This window comes from Ruegeria sp. HKCCA0370 (assembly GCF_013033705.1).
Lineage (GTDB): Bacteria > Pseudomonadota > Alphaproteobacteria > Rhodobacterales > Rhodobacteraceae > Ruegeria.
On record NZ_WQEP01000003.1, the window covers coordinates 162,473 to 179,902 of the forward strand.

Sequence of the window (17,430 nt, forward strand, 5' to 3'; positions counted from 1 at the left end):
ATCCAAAGCGCTTTGAAAGCGAGTCTTTGAATACATGAAAGCTTGGGAGGAGGATTTGATGAAACACGGGCTTTACGCAGGTGCGGCGGCACTCGCCCTGATGGCCGGATCAGTTCAGGCAGAGGGTGAGATGATCCATGCCGTCGGCGAGGGCAGTTTTGACTGGGATGGGTTTCAGGCCTTTGCCGAAGCGAATGATCTGTCCGGCGAAAGCCTGACCATTTTCGGCCCCTGGCTGGCTGGCGAGGGCAAGTCCTTCGAAAACCTCGTGGCCTATTTCGATGAGGCAACAGGCGCGAATTCCAGCTATGTGGGTTCGGATTCTCTGGAACAGCAGATCCTGATAGATGCGGCCGCAGGCTCGGCGCCGAATCTGACTGTTTTCCCGCAGCCTGGTCTGGCGGCAAACCTCGCAAAACAGGGCTATCTGACGCCATTGGCCGAAGGCACTGCGGACTGGATCAAGGAAAACTTCGCCGCCGGTCAATCCTGGGTCGATCTGGGTACATTTGAGAACGCGGAAGGGTCTGACGATTTTTACGGGTTCTTCTTCAATGTGAACGTCAAATCGCTGGTTTGGTACGTGCCCGAAAACTTCGAAGACTTTGGGTATGAAGTGCCCGAAACCATGGAAGAGTTCAAAGCTCTGATGGATCAGATGGTCGAGGACGGCGAGACGCCCTTGTGCGTCGGTCTGGCCTCGGGCGGCGCAACGGGTTGGCCTGCGACGGATTGGGTCGAGGATCTTATGCTGCGTACGCAACCACCTGAAGTCTACGACCAATGGGTGTCGAACGAAATGAAGTTCGATGATCCCCGCGTCATAGCCGCGATTGAGGAATATGGCAGCTTTACCCGCAATGACGACTATGTGGTAGGTGACGCAGACGACACGGCGGCAATCGATTTCCGTGACAGCCCCAAAGGTCTTTTCGATAGCCCGCCCGCTTGCATGATGCATCGTCAGGCTTCGTTTATTCCCGCCTATTTTCCGGAAGGCACGGAATTGGGAGTGGATGCTGATTTCTTCTACTTCCCGGCTTATGCCGAAAAAGACCTGGGGACGCCGGTGCTTGGGGCAGGGACATTGTTCACAATCACCAACCCAAACCCTGCAGCCGAAGCCTTTCTGGAGTTCCTCAAAACACCTTTCGCCCATGAGATCATGATGTCGCAGGACGGTTTCCTGACGCCTCATCTGGGTGCAGATCCCGCGAACTATTCGAATGATTCACAGCGGGGACAGGGCGAAATTCTGACCAACGCAACGACCTTCCGCTTTGACGGGTCCGACCTGATGCCCGGTGCAGTCGGGGCGGGTACGTTTTGGACCGGGATGGTCGATTACTCGTCGGGTGCAAAAGATGCAGCCACCGTGGCACGTGAAATCCAGGCGTCCTGGGACGCAATCAAGTGACCAACTCATGGGGCGGTCCTGAGGCCGCCCCGTTTGCCAAACGGATGGGCGTATCATGACACCCGCACTACAAGGCCTGCTGACGATCGCCATCGGCGTGTCGGGTTGCGTGGGCTACTTCTATCTTTCCAACCAGTTTCTGGACAAAGTCCTGTTTCCGCCGCGCGGGCCAAATGCGGGCCGAAACATCAACCGCGCGAACTTGATCCGCCCGTGGTTGTTCCTGTTCCCGGCGCTTGCTGCATTGGGGCTGTATCTGGCGTATCCGGTGGTTGAGACCTTGCGCCTTTCGCTTACGGAACGCGTGCCCGGTGGCGGATACCGCTGGGTTGGCCTGGACAACTATACCCAAATGGCGGCCGAGCCGAAGTTTTGGGAGGCCATGCGCAACAACATGTTCTGGCTGATCGTCGTGCCGGCCATGTCAACGGCTTTTGGTCTTCTCGTGGCGCAACTGACCGACCGCATCCGCTGGGGCAACTTTGCCAAATCCCTGATTTTCATGCCGATGGCCATTTCATTTGTTGGTGCATCGGTGATCTGGAAGCTGGTTTATGATGCGCGACCAGCGGAACAGGACCAGATAGGCATCCTGAACGCGCTGTACATCTTCTTCGGCGGCACCGAACCCAACACGTGGTTAACAATTCCTTTCTGGAACAGTTTCTTTCTGATGGTTGTCCTGATCTGGATACAGACGGGTTTCGCGATGGTCATCCTGTCGGCGGCCTTGCGCGGTATTCCCGAAGAAACCATCGAGGCGGCCATTTTGGATGGGGCCAATCCCTTTCAGATCTTCTTCAGGATCAAGGTGCCGCAGATCAAAACCACGATCCTTGTTGTTTGGACGACGATCACGATCACTGTTCTCAAAGTATTCGACATCGTCTTTGCCATGACCAACGGCCAGTGGGAGACGCAGGTGCTGGCAAACTACATGTATGACAAGCTTTTCCGCGCCAATGACTGGGGCGTCGGGTCGGCCTCGGCCATGGTGATCATGTTGCTTGTTGCACCGATCCTTGTCTGGAACGTGCGCAACGCGCGCAAGGAGATGGAGTAAGCCATGAGCGATATCGCCGGAACCAAACCCGCGCTCAGATGGGTGGTGCATCTGTCAGTCGTCTTTCTTGTGACCCTTTGGGTCATCCCCACGCTTGGCTTGCTGATTTCGTCTTTTCGGACGGCAGATCAGATTTCGTCCAGCGGCTGGTGGCGGTCGCTGTTTCCCTCTGAACAAAACCTTACGCTTCGCAGTGCCGCGCCCGAGACGCAGGTGCTGGAAAACGGAGTGTATGTCATTCAGGGGGCGTTGTTCGGCGAAGATGAGCAAGCAACGATTTCCAGATGGGGTATCAGTTCGCGCGAGGTTGATGCATTTGAACCGGGCCAAACAGCCGAGCTGCGCCGAGGTGGTACGATCACGGTGGATGCGGCGGGCAACTATCGGATGGAAAACACCGAGGAGTTCGCCGGGAAACGTGGCGCGCGCATCTTCGTAACAGCGGAACTGCCACCCGAGTTCACTTTGGAAAACTACCGAAAGGTTCTTCTGGATCAAAGCAGTACGGACAGCATGGCCAAGGCGTTCTTCAACACGCTGACCGTAACCATCCCGGCGACCATAATTCCGATTTTGGTTGCCGCCTTTGCAGCTTATGCACTGGCGTGGATGGATTTCCCCGGACGCGCCTTGCTGATCGCGGCTGTTGTTGGCCTTTTGGTCGTGCCGCTTCAATTGGCCTTGATCCCGTTGCTGAAGTTTCACCTCAATATCGGGATCGGCAAAGGCTATCTGGGAGTCTGGCTTGCGCATACAGGCTTTGGGATGCCCCTGGCGATTTACCTGCTGCGCAACTACATGGCCGGATTGCCGCGTGATCTGATCGAAAACGCCCGCGTCGATGGCGCCACAGAGTTTCAGATCTTTACCAAACTGATCCTGCCACTCAGCTTCCCGGCGCTGGCGTCTTTCGCGATCTTCCAGTTCCTGTGGACATGGAATGACCTGCTTGTTGCCAAGGTTTTCCTGATCGACGCGACCGGCCAGACAACCGTGATGACGAACCGCATCGTCGAGCTGCTGGGTACGCGTGGCGGCAACTGGGAAATCCTTGCGACCGCTGCATTTGTCTCGATCTTCGTGCCGCTGGTCGTCTTCTTCGCAATGCAAAAATACCTGGTCCGGGGCCTGTTGGCCGGATCTGTCAAATAGAGGCGTCTGATGAACGTGCAGAACAACCTTGAACAATGCAAAGCAACGAAACTGTCTTCGGATTGGTGGCGCGGTGGTGTGATCTATCAGATCTACCCACGCAGTTTTCAGGACAGCAACGGGGATGGAATCGGTGATCTGAAAGGCATCACTGCGCGACTGGATTACATCGCCTCGCTGGGCGTTGATGCAATCTGGATCTCGCCGTTTTTCAAATCGCCGATGAAGGATTTTGGTTACGACGTCAGCGATTACCGCGATGTTGACCCCATGTTCGGGTCGCTGGCGGATTTCAAAGAGCTTTTGGATCAGGCCCATGCGAAGGGTCTGAGGATCATGATTGATCTGGTCCTGTCGCATACATCCGATCAGCACCCTTGGTTCATCGAAAGCCGTAGCAATCGGGAAAACCCGAAATCCGATTGGTATGTTTGGGCGGATCCCAAACCGGATGGCACGCCACCGAACAACTGGCTTTCGATCTTCGGCGGCTCGGCCTGGCAATGGGATGCCCGACGGCTGCAATATTATCTGCACAACTTCCTGATATCGCAGCCGGATCTGAATTTCCACTGTCTGGCTGTTCAGGATGCGTTGCTGGACGTGGCGCGGTTCTGGCTTGATCTGGGGGTGGATGGCTTTCGGCTGGATACCATCAATTTCTATTTCCACGACAAGGCGCTGCGCGACAATCCCGCGCTGCCGATGGATCAACGCAACGCCACGATCGCACCGGCCGTGAACCCCTACAACCATCAGGACCACCTGTTTTCGAAAAGCCAGCCCGAGAACATCGCCTTCCTCGAAAGACTGCGGGCCTTGACGGACGAATATAAAGGCCGGGCTTGTCTGGGTGAGGTCGGAGATGCGCAGCGTGGGCTCGAGATCATGGGCGAATACACATCCGGGGATAAGCGGATGCACATGTGCTATGCCTTCGAGTTCCTGGAAAAACGTTCATTGACAGCAACTTACACTAAGCACGTTTTCGACCAGCTGGAAGCGAAGGCAGGTGACGCGTGGCCATGTTGGGCATTTTCCAACCACGACGTGCAGCGTCACGTCTCGCGCTGGAATCTGGATGACGCGGCAGCCCGCCAGCACGCGGTTCTCATGATGTGCCTGCGCGGCTCTGCCTGCCTCTATCAGGGCGAAGAGCTGGGCCTGCACGAAGCGGATGTGCCGTTCGAGAAACTGCAAGACCCCTATGGCATTGAGTTCTGGCCCGAGTACAAGGGCCGCGACGGCTGCCGCACACCGATGGTTTGGGCGGCACAAGATGAACAATCGGGTTTCAGCACCGCAGAGCCCTGGCTGCCGGTAAGTGCACAGCAGGCCGGGCAGGCGGTAGACCGATTGGAGGCGGATCCACATTCGATGTTGAATCACTACCGTCGCGCCATTGCCTTGCGGCATGCGCATCCTGCTTTGGCAATGGGGGCGCAGACCGGCATGGCAGAAACGGGCTCGGTTCTGTCTTTTGTACGTGAGGATTCGCACGAGCAGATTTTCTGCGCGTTCAATCTGGGCACGGATTCTGCCGCGTTCAACCTGCCCGAAGGCAGTTGGCAGGTCATGGGTCAGGACCTGGGCGGTGTCGAAGGAAGCGGCAACGTTGTCCTGAACGCGGCGCAGTTCATCCTGATGTACAGGAAAAAGGGATAAAGCATGTCTGAACTCAACCTCACGGACGTCGCCAAGTCCTATGGCCCTGTCGATGTTTTGAAGAACATCAACCTCGACATCGAACAAGGCGAACTGATCGTTTTTGTCGGTCCTTCCGGATGCGGCAAGTCCACCCTGCTGCGGATGATTGCCGGGTTGGAGAAGATTACAGGCGGCACGCTGGAAATCGAAGGGCAGGTCATGAACGATGTTCCGCCTGCACAGCGGGGCATCGCGATGGTGTTTCAAAGCTATGCTTTGTATCCCCACATGACCGTTCGCGAGAACATGGCCTTTGCCCTGAAAATCGCGAAGATGCCCACGGCCGAGATTGATGCTGCCGTAGACCGTGCCGCTCAAATCCTTCAGCTGGAACCATTCCTGGACCGCCTGCCAAAAGCTCTTTCCGGGGGGCAGCGTCAACGGGTTGCCATCGGGCGCGCGATCGTACGTGACCCAAAGGTGTATCTGTTCGACGAACCCCTCTCGAACCTCGACGCGGCACTTCGGGTGGCCACGCGGATCGAGATCGCGCGTCTGAAAGAGGCCATGCCTGACAGCACTATGATCTACGTGACCCACGATCAGGTCGAGGCGATGACACTGGCCAGTCGGATCGTGGTATTGGCCAACAAGGGCATCGCGCAGGTCGGGACACCGCTTGAACTGTATGAGGCGCCTGACAACGAGTTTGTTGCGCAGTTCATCGGTTCGCCTTCCATGAACCTGCTGTCCGGCACAATCACCGGAACCGGCGAAATGACCACCGTCGAACTGTCATCAGGCGGGATTGCAAGATCCGCGGTTCCAACCGAAGACAGTGACCTGGGGAAAAAGGTCAATATCGGGGTGCGCCCCGAAGACTTGGCCATGACGGAAGAATCCGCGATTCTGTCCGGCAAGGTGGATTTCACCGAAGCCCTGGGCGAAGTCACGCTGCTGTATTTTGAGAAAACCAATGGTGCGGATGCAGTCATTGCAAAGCTGCCGGGGGTTCAGCGGAACCTGCGCGGCCAGACGGTCTCGGTCACGGCCGCACCGGACAAGGTGCATCTGTTCCACAATGGATTGTCCATGCGTAAATAGCAGCGAAACGCAGTTCTTGACAGAATTGCGTTTTGTGTTTCACCATAATTGAAACGTTTCAATGGTGAAAAATGCGGGTATCGGCGCAGCTTTACACGGTTCGGCAATGCGGTGACCTCTCGGACCAACTGAAGTTGGTTTCTGCTTGCGGGTTTTCGGATATCGAAACCACCGGTCTGCATGACATGACACCGCAAGAGATGGCGCGCATCGTCCATCAATCAGGTCTTAACCTTCGTTCTGCACATTTCGATTGGGAGGAGTTCCACGAGCGTTTCGATGACATCGTTGAAGTACTTCACCTTTTGAAATGCCAGGTGGCGGTCATGCCTTGGCTGGCGCCACAGGCGCGGCCCGGCACTGTCGAGGGATGGAAGGCAGTGTCGGGCCAGTTGTCCGATTGGGCAAATCGACTAGGAGATCACGGCGTCAGCCTGGCCTATCACAACCACGATTTTGATCTGTTCGGGGCGCCGGGAAAAACGCCTCTTGAACAGATTCTGGCGCAAGAAAACATCTATTGGCAACCTGATATCGGTTGGATCGTCGGGGCCGGTCAGGACGCGGCTGACCTGCTGGCGCGCCATGCGGATCGCATCCTGTCTGTTCATGCAAAGGACGTGGACCCGCAGGGCGGATCAGGCGACAGGCGCTGGCGCAATCTGGGTGAGGGTGTTGTCGATTGGGACGCCACGATACGAGCCCTTTCAACCACCAAGTGCACCGACCTTTTCGTCGAGCATGATGAATCCGCCGATCACAGGCGCACCTTGCAAACGGGGCGGTCGTTTTTGACTGAACGGCTTGGGGGCATCGGCTGATGGCGCGGGCAACGATCAAATCGATCGCCCGTATGACCGGCTATTCAGTTGGTACAGTTTCAAACGCCCTGCGCGGAGCCTCTTCGGTAAAACGGGAAACGCGGGAGGAGATCCAAAAGGCGGCGTCCGAGCTTGGGTATCGGGTCAATCTGGATGGCCTGAAACTGCGCACCAATAAATCCTACAGGATTGCGGTATTGGTCAGCGTTTCGGGCAGTGCCGCTGAAGAGTGGGAGGGGGTGGAGTTTACCCGGATCCTGGCCGGAATATCCGACGCGGTTCAAGGGTCACGCTATGAGTTGAGCGTCTTCAGTGTACGAGATGTTGAAGCCGCATTGCAGACCCTACATTCCATCGTGCAGGAAGGGTTGGCAGACGGCGTGATCTTTTCCGGAACTCGCGTGAATGACCCGCGTATCGCCTATCTGCAAGATAAAGGTTTTCCGTTTGTCACATACGGGATGAGTGACAGTGCCCAACCACATCCTTACGTGGATCTCGACAGTCAGGCTGCTGCTTTTGATGCAACGGCTCGGCTGCTGGCATTGGGGCATAAGCGGATTGCGCTTATCAACCCGCCGGATGACCTGATCTATGCCCGTCAACGTCGCCAGGGGTATTCAGATGCTCTGACAGCAGGTAGCATGGAGTTTGACCCGGCCCTTGTTTATCCCGGCCCGACCACGGCGAAGACCGGGCAAAGGGCCTTTGCGGCGCTCATGCGAATGCACAACCGGCCAAGCGCCATCATTTGCGCGAACGAGGCGATGACCCTTGGCGCCTTGTCCGCTGCGGCCGACATGGGCGTTCAGGTCGGCAGGGATGTCGTTGTTATTTCAAACGACGATCTGAAGCTTAGCCAGTATTTCATACCCCCGCCCAGCACCTACTATTTGCCGATAGGCGAGACCAGCCGCATGCTGGGGGAATTCATGCTTAAAGCACTGGACGGCGTTGATCCGTCGGAAACGCAAAAAAAGATCAGGGCCACATTGATCGAGCGGCAACCTGACACCCCGGCGCCGGGCATGGCGCAGACCAACTGAGCCAACAGAGGAGAAACCGAACATGTTCAAAAACCTATTTGCCGTTGCAACGCTTGCAATGCTGACAGCGCCGGCGGCTTTTGCCGCCGATCTGGAAGGTCGCGTTCTCAAGATCGGAACGGATGCAACCTATCCCCCGATGGAAACCGTCGACGAAACAACCGGTGAAATCGTAGGCTTTGATGTCGATGTGATGAATGCAATCTGTGAAAAGATCAATTGCGTTCCGAATTTCGTAAACACCGCTTGGGACGGCATCTTTGCGGCGCTTCAACAGGGTGAGTTCGACCTGGTCATCTCGGGCGTATCGATCACGCCCGAACGTGAAGAAACTATGGACTTTTCCGAACCGTACATCGTTGTCAGCCAGGCCATTTTGCTGCAAGTCGACAACGCGGATATGACGCTTGAGGATTTCAAAGCGGGTGGCCAGAAACTGGCGGCACAAACAGCGACGACCAACGCCCAACTGGCGGAAGAGCTTGTAGGGCGCGAGAATGTCAGCCTCTACGACAACTTCTCGGCGGCTATTCTGGCGCTTCAAAACGCAGACGTGCAAGGGGTGATCATCGATGGCACCTCTGCCGCGGCCTACGAGCAGGAGTTTGCCGGAGAACTGACCGTGGGCATCACAGGCCTGCAATCGGATCCATTGGGAATCGTGTTTCAGGAAGGTGACCCGACGGTGGATGCAATCAATGCCGGTCTCGCCGCCATTCAGGAAGACGGCACGCTGGACGCGCTGAAGGCCAAATACTGGGGCACAAACTGATCCTTCAAGCCTTTCTGGGCCCGGGGGCTAAGGCTGCCGGGCCATGTTTCAGCGGAGAAGTTCCATGTCGCGTCTCAGCACGATCCGCCCGAGCAATCTTGTATTGCTCGCAGCCGCTCCCTTCATCATCTATCTGTTCGCCACATCCTCGAAATATCTGCGATCTCTGATCGCAATTCTGGGGATCGGCAACAATGCAGGGCCGATTTTCGTCGGCTTTCTGCTGATCGTCTCGGTTGCAATCCTTGGATATCTCTGCGCCCGGTATGCACGTTTTACCAATCATGCCCCCGGCTGGTTGCGCGTTTTGGCCCTTGCGGCGCTGCCCGCGTCAATTGCGCTTTTGGCCATGAGCTTTGTATCTCCACAGCTTTTGATGCCCTTCGCGGAATCCGTTTTCTTTCATGCGCTCAGCGAGAACACATCAAGCCTGATCGACCGGTCCAGTCAGACGTGGGTGTTGTACCCTGAAGTTGTGACCCATGTTCAAACAGGACTGCAAGTTCTTCTGGCCGCATACACAGCTGTTGTCGGCTTGAGCCTGCTTTCCACGGGGTTGCAACCCCCTTGGCGCAGGCGCGTTCTTTTGGGGCTGGAATGCCTTACAGGTGCGGTTTTGTTCTATCTGATGTTCATGGCCCACTGGCAGTTCGCGACGGGTGTTGCCATTACGTTTCGCGCAGCCATCTTCGCCTATATCTTCTCGGCCATTCTGGGCTTGATCTGGGTGGGGCTGCAATCGTTCAAACCACGGGCGCGCACCACGATTCTGTATGGTTCCATCAGCCTGTCATTGCTTGGGATATCAGCCTTTTTCTTCATGCAGCCGCAGGTCAGTTACGTTCTGGTTGGAAGCACCGAAGGGCGCATCGCCATTGTGCGCGGCACGCCACAGGCGCAGGCTGACATCATCCGGTTTGGAGAGTTCGACGGTGCCGGCGAACAACAATACCGCATACGCAGCGCCACTGATGCAGCGGCCGCCCTGGAGCAGATTGAAACCGTAGACAGCGTTTCCGGAGCGTTTGTTCCCGTGGACGTTCATTCACAAGGCTATCCGGTTCTGTGGCAGACCAGTTTCTTGCCTGATAAATATCGAAATCCCGCACTGGCTTTTGCTGTATTCGGCTTTCTGCTGCTGACGCTGACCATTGGTGGCGCACAGCACAAGCTGCATCCCTTGGCGGTCGGGGCCGAATTTTTCGTGGACACGATACGCGGCATTCCGATGTTGGTGATCATTCTTTACATCGGCCTGCCCTTGGCGGGCGCGGTCAAGGATGCCACGGGGGGCGGCATTGATATGACCAACATGACACGCGGGATCATCGCGATTTCGGTCGGGTATTCGGCCTATATGGCCGAAATATTCCGCTCTGGGATCGAGGCCATCCCGAAAGGGCAGCTGGAAGCGGGCAGTTCGCTGGGCTTGTCGCGCTGGCAGACGGCGCGGCTGATCGTTCTGCCACAAGCCCTGAGGATCGTCACCCCGCCATTGGGCAACGAATTTATCGCGATGATCAAGGATACCTCGTTGCTGTCCATCCTGTCCGTCCGCGACATGACCCAAAGGATGCGAGAGTTTCAGGCAGCTAGCTTTCTGCCCTTTGCGCCGTTCAATACGGCAGCAATTCTGTATGTGGTACTCACCCTCTGTTGCGCAAGCTTCCTGAAATGGATCGAACGGCGCACGGCAAAGGACAACCGATGAGCAAACTGGAGCTTGGGGTTTGCTACTACCCCGAACAATGGGACCCGTCCCAGTGGCGCAGTGACGTCGCACGGATGGCCGGGATGGGTTTGGATTGGGTTCGGATCGCCGAGTTCACCTGGGGTCTGATTGAACCGGAACGCGGCCGGTTTCACTGGGACTGGTTGGATGACGTCATCGAGATTCTGGGGCGGGCCGGCCTGCGGGTCATGATGTCGACTCCAACGGCTGCGCCACCCAAATGGCTGATTGATGAGCACCCCGAAATTCTGCCGGTTGGCCCGGACGGTCGGGTCAGGGGTTATGGTTCCCGCAGACATTATTGTTTTTCCAGTGACGTGTACCTGGCCGAGGCGCAAAGGATCGCCACGGAATATGCCGCCAGGTATGGCCAGAACCCTCATGTCCATGCCTGGCAGATCGATAATGAGTACAATGACCACGACACCGTTCTCAGCTATTCCGATGCCGCACGGGCGGGATTTCGGCGCTGGCTGGCACAACGATACGGCACAATTAACGCATTGAACGAGGCCTGGGGGACTGTGTTCTGGGGGAGCCTCTATTCCGGCTTTGACCAGATTGAACTGCCCAATGGTTTGGTTGCCACACCCAACCCCACCCATGCCCTTGATTTCAGGCGCTATTCTTCGGACCGGGTGCGGTTGTTCAACAAGACACAGGTGGACGTGCTGCGCGAACTTGCGCCGGGTCGAGATATCACGCACAACTTCATGGCCGGTAGTTTCGAATTCGATCACCACGCAGTGGCCGCCGATCTGGATATCGTCGGCTTTGACAGCTACCCGCTGGGTAATCTGATGGGCTCAACCCTGTCAGAGAAGGAAAAGCGCCGTTATCTGCGAACCGGCGCGCCAGATTATCAGGGATTTCATTGCGACTTGTATCGCAGTCAGGGGCGGGGGCGGGTATGGGTGTTGGAACAACAGCCGGGGCCGGTGGACTGGGCGGCACAGAACCCTTCCCCAGCCGAAGGGATGGTTCGGCTTTGGACCTGGGCCGCATATGCACACGGCGCGCAAGCTGTGATGTTTTTTCGATGGCGCCAGGCAAAGTTCGCGCAGGAACAATACCATACAGCTTTGCTGCGCTCGGATGACAGTCTGGATCAAGCCGCGCTCGAACTGGCTCAGATTGTGAAGGATCGCGAAAACCTGCCGTCAACGACGCGCGTTAAAGCCTCGGTGGCGATGATGCTGGATTACGCTTCGATCTGGGCGGCCGATATTCTGCCGCATGATGATGACTTCCCCAATTCCCATATCTTCCGCGAATGGTACACCGCCTTGCGCTGTCTGGGGGTGGACATTGATTTTGTGGGTCCCGAGGATGGTTTGGAAGGTTACGCCCTGATCGTGCTGCCGCAAAGCATGATAGTGACCCCGGATCTGGCCACAAGACTTGAGGTTTCGGGGGCAAAGCTTTTGATTGGTGCCCGATCCGGCAGCAAGACAACTCAAATGCAGACCCCTTCGAATCTGGCGCCGGGTGCGTTGGCGGATCTGACCGGCGTCCGTGTCGCCCGTGTCGAATCGCTGCCGGATATTGCAAGGGAATCCGTGCAGTTGCAGAACGGTCAGCTTTTTGACTTTGCTGGTTGGCGCGAAATCGTCGAGACCGAGGCAAATGTCCTGGCGCGCTTCAAAAGTGCCTATTGCGACGCCAGCCCAGCGGTCGTCCGGTCGGATCGTGCGACATATCTGGCCATGGTACCCGGCGGTGCGCTCGTGCACGAGATTATGCGCGATGTCTTGGAATGGGCAGGGCTGAAGCCTCTGGACTGCGATCCAGACCTACGCGTAACCCGACTCGGTACGTTGCATTTTGCTTTCAATTTTGGTGACATGTCCAAACCCCTGCCTGGTGGTGGATCACGACGAATTTTGATCGGCTCGGATCCGGTTGGCGCGCGCGATTTTACCGTATGGCAGGTAAACTAACGCTCTGAAATTCAACCGAAACGTGTCAAGAACAAAAACTGGACATAAGAATTCCGTAAACTGTCACTTTTGGACTGACGAACGGGCACAGAAAGTCCTATGAATAAAAATACAAAAACAAACTCATCCAACAATGGGAGATCACCTATGGCTAAACATTCTTCATTTTCGAGACGCTCTGTGTTGAAAGGCGCAGGTGCCGCGGCACTTGCGGCACCCCTTTACAGCAAGAGCGCTCTGGCTTCGTCGGGCGAAATCAACATTCTGATGTGGTCGGACTACCTGCCGCCCAGCTTCATCGAAGAGTTTGAGACGCTTACTGGAATCAAGGTGAACTATACCGGTATCGGCTCGAACGAAGAGATCATCAACAAGATGAAGGCCACCAAGGGCCAGGGTTTTGATATCGTTTCACCGACCAACAACCGGTCGTTGCAGTGGGAACCGCTGGAGCTGCTCCAGCCCTTCGACATGAACAAGGTTCCGATCGATCTGGTGAACCCTGCCATGGCCAAGATTGGTACTGATGCGTGGAACTTTGGCGATTCAGGTGCGCACTGGCTGCCGCATATCTGGGGTACAGAAGGAATCGCTTACCGTACTGACCTGTGGCTACCGGATGGTGATGCGCCGTCCTATGGCGACGTGTGGTCGGAAGCGAACGCCGGGAAAACCATGGGCCGCGCGCATTCCATGATGCTGGGCGCCGGCCTTTATATGGAACGCGCTGGCGAGATGGAGCCGGGTTCGGTCTGGGCGGCATATGGTGATGAAGACACCATGCGTAAGGTTTGGGGCCAGATCACCGATTGGTGCGTTGCACGCAAGGACCGCATCAAACTGATCTGGAACGACGCCGACACACAGAAGAACGGTCTTCTGAACGAAGGCGTTATTGTTGGCCAAACCTGGGACGGCCCACCCCTTGCACTGAAATCCGCAGGCGAGCCGGTGCACTATCAGGCGCCTGTCGAAGGTGCGATGGCTTGGGTGGATGGTATGTCCATGCCAACTGGTGCCGCGAATATCGATCAGGTTTACGCTTTCATCGACTTTGCCTATCAGGCCAAGCCGGCCGGTGTTGCCATTGACAGTCACGGCTACAACTCGCCGGTATTGGGCGCCGACCAGTATTCCGGCGACACTTACAAGAAGAACTTTGCCGAGGCCTATCCGGGCGACTCGCTGGCCAATCTCAATCCGTGGCCTGCAGAAGCGCCGTGGTATGCTGAAACCCGGACCGAGTTCGTCAACAAGTTCAAGAGCGCTTAAGCGTTCCGAACCTTCGCCCTCCGCATCCTGCGGGGGGCACCCATCTGCGCGCCGTCCCGGCGTGGCGGACACTAATACTGTGTGGTGACAACACGCACCTCAGGGAGAAACCAAAAATGAGTGCAGGGGTCGGAGTCGATCTGGAAAACCTGTGGATCCGTTTCGGCGACTTTGTCGCCGTGCGCGATGCAAACGTCAACATCAACGGGGGCGATTTCTTTTCTTTCCTCGGGCCATCGGGCTGCGGAAAAACAACCATTCTGAGGGCAGTGTCCGGCTTTCTTGAACCAAGCGAAGGCAACGTCCTCATTGGTGGCAACAATATGCGTGGCATCGGGCCCAACAAGCGTCCGACGGCGCTGATCTTTCAGAACCTCGCATTGTTCCCGCTGATGAAGGTCTGGGAAAACATCACGTTTTCCATGGAAATCAAAGGGGCCAGTGCTGCCGAACGCCGCAGGCGCGCCGATGAGCTTCTGGACATGATTGCGTTACCGGGGCAGGGGGACAAGCTGCCAAGCGAATTGTCAGGCGGTCAACGTCAGCGTGTTGCGATTGCCCGGGCACTCTGCGCCGAACCGGACGTGCTGTTGCTGGACGAGCCCCTTTCGGCACTTGACCTGAAACTGCGCCAGCACATGCGGACCGAGTTGCGTGAAATTCAGCAGCGCGTGGGCATTACCTTCATCTACATCACGCACGACCAGGGCGAAGCGCTGACCATGTCGGACAATATCGCTGTCATGCGTGCCGGTGTGATTGATCAAATCGCCGACGGGAAGACGATTTACAACGATCCCAACACGGCTTTCGCGGCTTCATTCGTCGGCGAAAACAATGTTTTCCGCGGTAAAATCAAGCAAGTGATGGGCAAGGAAGCTTTGATCGCGACCAACCGTTCGGGTGATCTGGTGGCAAGGATTTCGACGGCCAATCAGGGCAAAATGAAAGAAGGTGATGACGCGATGATGTTCATCCGTCCCGAGGCCTTTGCGATTGCCCCAGATGGCGCAACGGGCGATCACTTCGTCACCGCCCGGGTCAATCATGAAGAGTTCGAGGGCAACGTCTTTAACATCTTCACAGAAGGTGAAGGCGGAAAAGAAATCAAGGTCTCGATCCCCAACCATGGGCAATCTTTTGAGGACCACACCGGACAGAACATCACGCTGGAATACGAGACGCATAACGCGGTCATCGTTCCTGCCGGTGAACTGGCAGCGGAATAGGGGGACGATCTCATGCCCCGATTCCTGAAAGAATTCTTCAATCGCAACGGCACCGGTATGGGCTTGGCGATCCTGGGTCTGGTTCTGTTCTGGACCATCGGCCTTATCATCCTGCCGCAGCTGTCGATGCTGGATTTCTCGTTCCGTCCAAATCTCCCGCCTCCAGAGATTGGCGGGCCGAAGGACGTCTATACGCTGGAGAACTACAAGTACCTGATATACGGCCCTGAAGGCGGCAGTCAGGATTACAACACGGTTGACCTGCGGGTGTTCTTCCGCACCCTCGTTGCGGCCGTTTGCGTCACGATTTTCAACCTGATCATCTGCTATCCGATCGCCTACTATCTGGGGCAGTCCGAAGGCAGCCATATCCGCATCTTCGCGATCATGCTGATCATCCCTTACTGGATCAACGAAATCCTGCGCGCCTTTGCTTTGCGCATTATCTTCGGTGAAACCGGTGTTCTGAACACGTTGTTCGTGGGACTGGGGGTTTGGGATACGCCGTTCGACTTCATCCGGAACGATATCGCGCTCTATGCCGGGCTGGGTTATGCCTATATCCTGCTGATGATCTTCCCAATGTATAACGTCATAGAAAGCCTGGATAAAAATCAGATCGAAGCCGCGCGCGACCTTGGTGCGCCGTGGTGGCGGATACATTGGCGTGTGGTCATTCCTTATGCCAAACCAGGGATCAGTTCGGGCTGTACGATGGTGTTCATGCTGTCTGCGGGCGCACTAGCGGCACCGCAAATCCTGGGCGGGCCTTCGTCGCTGTGGTTCACACAGCTGATCTATCAGCAGTTCAACGATAACAACGACTGGCCGCAAGGGGCTGCTTACGCGATCGTCCTGCTGGTGACCTGTATCCTGTTTGTGCTGGCCATGATGCGCCTGTTCAAAGTGAACATGGGGGATATCGGGAAATGAACAATTCCTTTCTCCGCATAAGCATCTGGGTCTATCTGGCGATCTTCTTCCTTTATCTGCTGGGACCGCTTGTGATCATGTCGATCACCGCGTTCAACTCGTCCGGCTTCCCACGGATGAGCCCGTGGGAATGTCTGACCTTCCAGTGGTTTGGCGAGCTGTTTCAGGATCAGCGCATCCTGAACGGTATCAAGAACTCACTGATCATCGGGATCGGCACGGTCATCCTGTCAGTGGCCATGGGTCTGGCGGGTGCACTGATGCTGACCCAGATCTGGCCAAAACTTCGGGCGACTTACTATACGATCATTATCGCTCCGATCCTGATCCCGGGTGTTGTTCTGGGTATCTCGACGCTGGTGTTCTGGGATCGTATCAACCGGATGCTGGGACTGGGGGCGGACAGCTTCCTGTCAAATGGCATTTTTCTGACGGTGATCGGCCAATCAACCTTTATCGCCAGCTACTGCATGCTGGTGTTGGTGGCACGCTTGCAGCGATACGACGTGGCCTTGACCGAGGCTGCGCTGGACCTTGGTGCCAGCCACGCACAGGCCTTCCGCAAGATCCTGTTGCCGTTCATGCGCCCGGCGATTGCATCGGCAGCGGTGTTGGCGTTCCTCGCATCGTTCGAAAACTACAACACCACCACCTTTACCTTCGGTGAATACCCGACGTTGACGATCGAACTGGCCCAAAAGGTCCGTTATGGCATCACACCCGCGATCTCGGCGCTGGCCTTCATCATCGTGGCGCTGACAGTGTTCTTCGCTCTGCTGAACGAAGCCAAGCTGAAACGTCAGGAACTGGTGGCAGCGGCGCGCAAGAACGCGACGGTTGAAGAGCTGGCCGGCAAGATCAAACTGCCCAGCTTCTTTTCCGGCAACATGGCAGCGGTTCTGTTGGTTGTATTTGCCGTCGCAACGATCACAGTTGTCGGCACTGCGGCCACCTACAATCCGGCGCAGTGTATCGCCGATGTCCGCGAGCAGAAGAAGCTGGAAGCGGAACAGCGTATTCAGGAGTTGCGCAAACAGCGTGAAGAACGCCTCAAGCAACGCGAAGCTGAAGAAGCGGAACAGGGCGGTGCGCAATCCACCCCGAAACCGTCGAACAACAGCGGCTTTGGCAATGTTTTTGCACCGAACTCTTTAGGGGGTGACGAAAACGAAGGCGCAGATGGTGGGTCTGACTCCGAAAGCGCTCCGTCCAACAACAGTGGTTTCGGCAGGGTGTTTGACCCCAATAGCCTGCAAAGCGACGAATAGCAGCGCAGCTTCGTAACCTCGGCACCCGCCCGGA

Annotated in this window: 14 protein-coding genes; all 14 read left to right on the forward strand. The window is 56.4% G+C overall.

What is annotated here, in order from left to right; all coding sequences use genetic code 11:
• Positions 1-58: 58 nt before the first annotated feature.
• On the forward strand, positions 59-1,417 hold the full coding sequence (locus GOW31_RS09435; RefSeq protein WP_171169554.1) for an ABC transporter substrate-binding protein: 1,359 nt from the start codon (positions 59-61) through the stop codon (positions 1,415-1,417).
• Positions 1,418-1,472: 55 nt separating this feature from the next.
• On the forward strand, positions 1,473-2,480 hold the full coding sequence (locus GOW31_RS09440; protein WP_171169556.1) for a carbohydrate ABC transporter permease: 1,008 nt from the start codon (positions 1,473-1,475) through the stop codon (positions 2,478-2,480).
• Positions 2,481-2,483: 3 nt separating this feature from the next.
• Complete coding sequence (locus GOW31_RS09445; protein ID WP_171169558.1) at positions 2,484-3,632, forward strand: carbohydrate ABC transporter permease; 1,149 nt, start codon at positions 2,484-2,486, stop codon at positions 3,630-3,632.
• A gap of 9 nt (positions 3,633-3,641) precedes the next feature.
• Positions 3,642-5,297: an alpha-glucosidase gene (locus GOW31_RS09450; protein ID WP_171169560.1), complete on the forward strand. Its 1,656-nt coding sequence runs from the start codon at positions 3,642-3,644 to the stop codon at positions 5,295-5,297.
• Positions 5,298-5,300: 3 nt separating this feature from the next.
• Complete coding sequence (locus GOW31_RS09455) at positions 5,301-6,383, forward strand: ABC transporter ATP-binding protein (protein WP_171169562.1); 1,083 nt, start codon at positions 5,301-5,303, stop codon at positions 6,381-6,383.
• Positions 6,384-6,454: 71 nt separating this feature from the next.
• Positions 6,455-7,204: a sugar phosphate isomerase/epimerase gene (locus GOW31_RS09460; RefSeq protein ID WP_171169564.1), complete on the forward strand. Its 750-nt coding sequence runs from the start codon at positions 6,455-6,457 to the stop codon at positions 7,202-7,204.
• The gene (locus GOW31_RS09465; protein ID WP_171169566.1) at positions 7,204-8,250 is read left to right on the forward strand and encodes a LacI family DNA-binding transcriptional regulator; all 1,047 of its coding nucleotides are present in this window, start codon (positions 7,204-7,206) and stop codon (positions 8,248-8,250) included. Before GOW31_RS09460 ends, GOW31_RS09465 begins: the two co-directional genes overlap by 1 nt.
• Before the next feature lie 22 nt (positions 8,251-8,272).
• Positions 8,273-9,022, forward strand: coding sequence for a basic amino acid ABC transporter substrate-binding protein (locus GOW31_RS09470; protein WP_171119251.1), 750 nt, complete (start codon positions 8,273-8,275; stop codon positions 9,020-9,022).
• A 64-nt stretch (positions 9,023-9,086) separates the two neighbouring features.
• Positions 9,087-10,733: an amino acid ABC transporter permease gene (locus GOW31_RS09475; RefSeq protein WP_171169568.1), complete on the forward strand. Its 1,647-nt coding sequence runs from the start codon at positions 9,087-9,089 to the stop codon at positions 10,731-10,733.
• A complete protein-coding gene (locus GOW31_RS09480; protein WP_171169570.1) occupies positions 10,730-12,694 on the forward strand; it encodes a beta-galactosidase in 1,965 nt (654 codons plus the stop codon). The genes GOW31_RS09475 and GOW31_RS09480 overlap by 4 nt, the downstream gene beginning before the upstream one ends.
• 147 nt (positions 12,695-12,841) lie before the next feature.
• Complete coding sequence (locus GOW31_RS09485; RefSeq protein WP_152460253.1) at positions 12,842-13,966, forward strand: extracellular solute-binding protein; 1,125 nt, start codon at positions 12,842-12,844, stop codon at positions 13,964-13,966.
• 116 nt (positions 13,967-14,082) lie between these two features.
• Positions 14,083-15,195: an ABC transporter ATP-binding protein gene (locus tag GOW31_RS09490; protein ID WP_152460254.1), complete on the forward strand. Its 1,113-nt coding sequence runs from the start codon at positions 14,083-14,085 to the stop codon at positions 15,193-15,195.
• 12 nt (positions 15,196-15,207) lie between these two features.
• Positions 15,208-16,128 (forward strand): ABC transporter permease, encoded by a 921-nt coding sequence (locus GOW31_RS09495; RefSeq protein ID WP_171119259.1) that lies wholly within the window; start codon positions 15,208-15,210, stop codon positions 16,126-16,128.
• The gene (locus GOW31_RS09500; RefSeq protein WP_171169572.1) at positions 16,125-17,396 is read left to right on the forward strand and encodes an ABC transporter permease; all 1,272 of its coding nucleotides are present in this window, start codon (positions 16,125-16,127) and stop codon (positions 17,394-17,396) included. The genes GOW31_RS09495 and GOW31_RS09500 overlap by 4 nt, the downstream gene beginning before the upstream one ends.
• Positions 17,397-17,430: the final 34 nt, after the last annotated feature.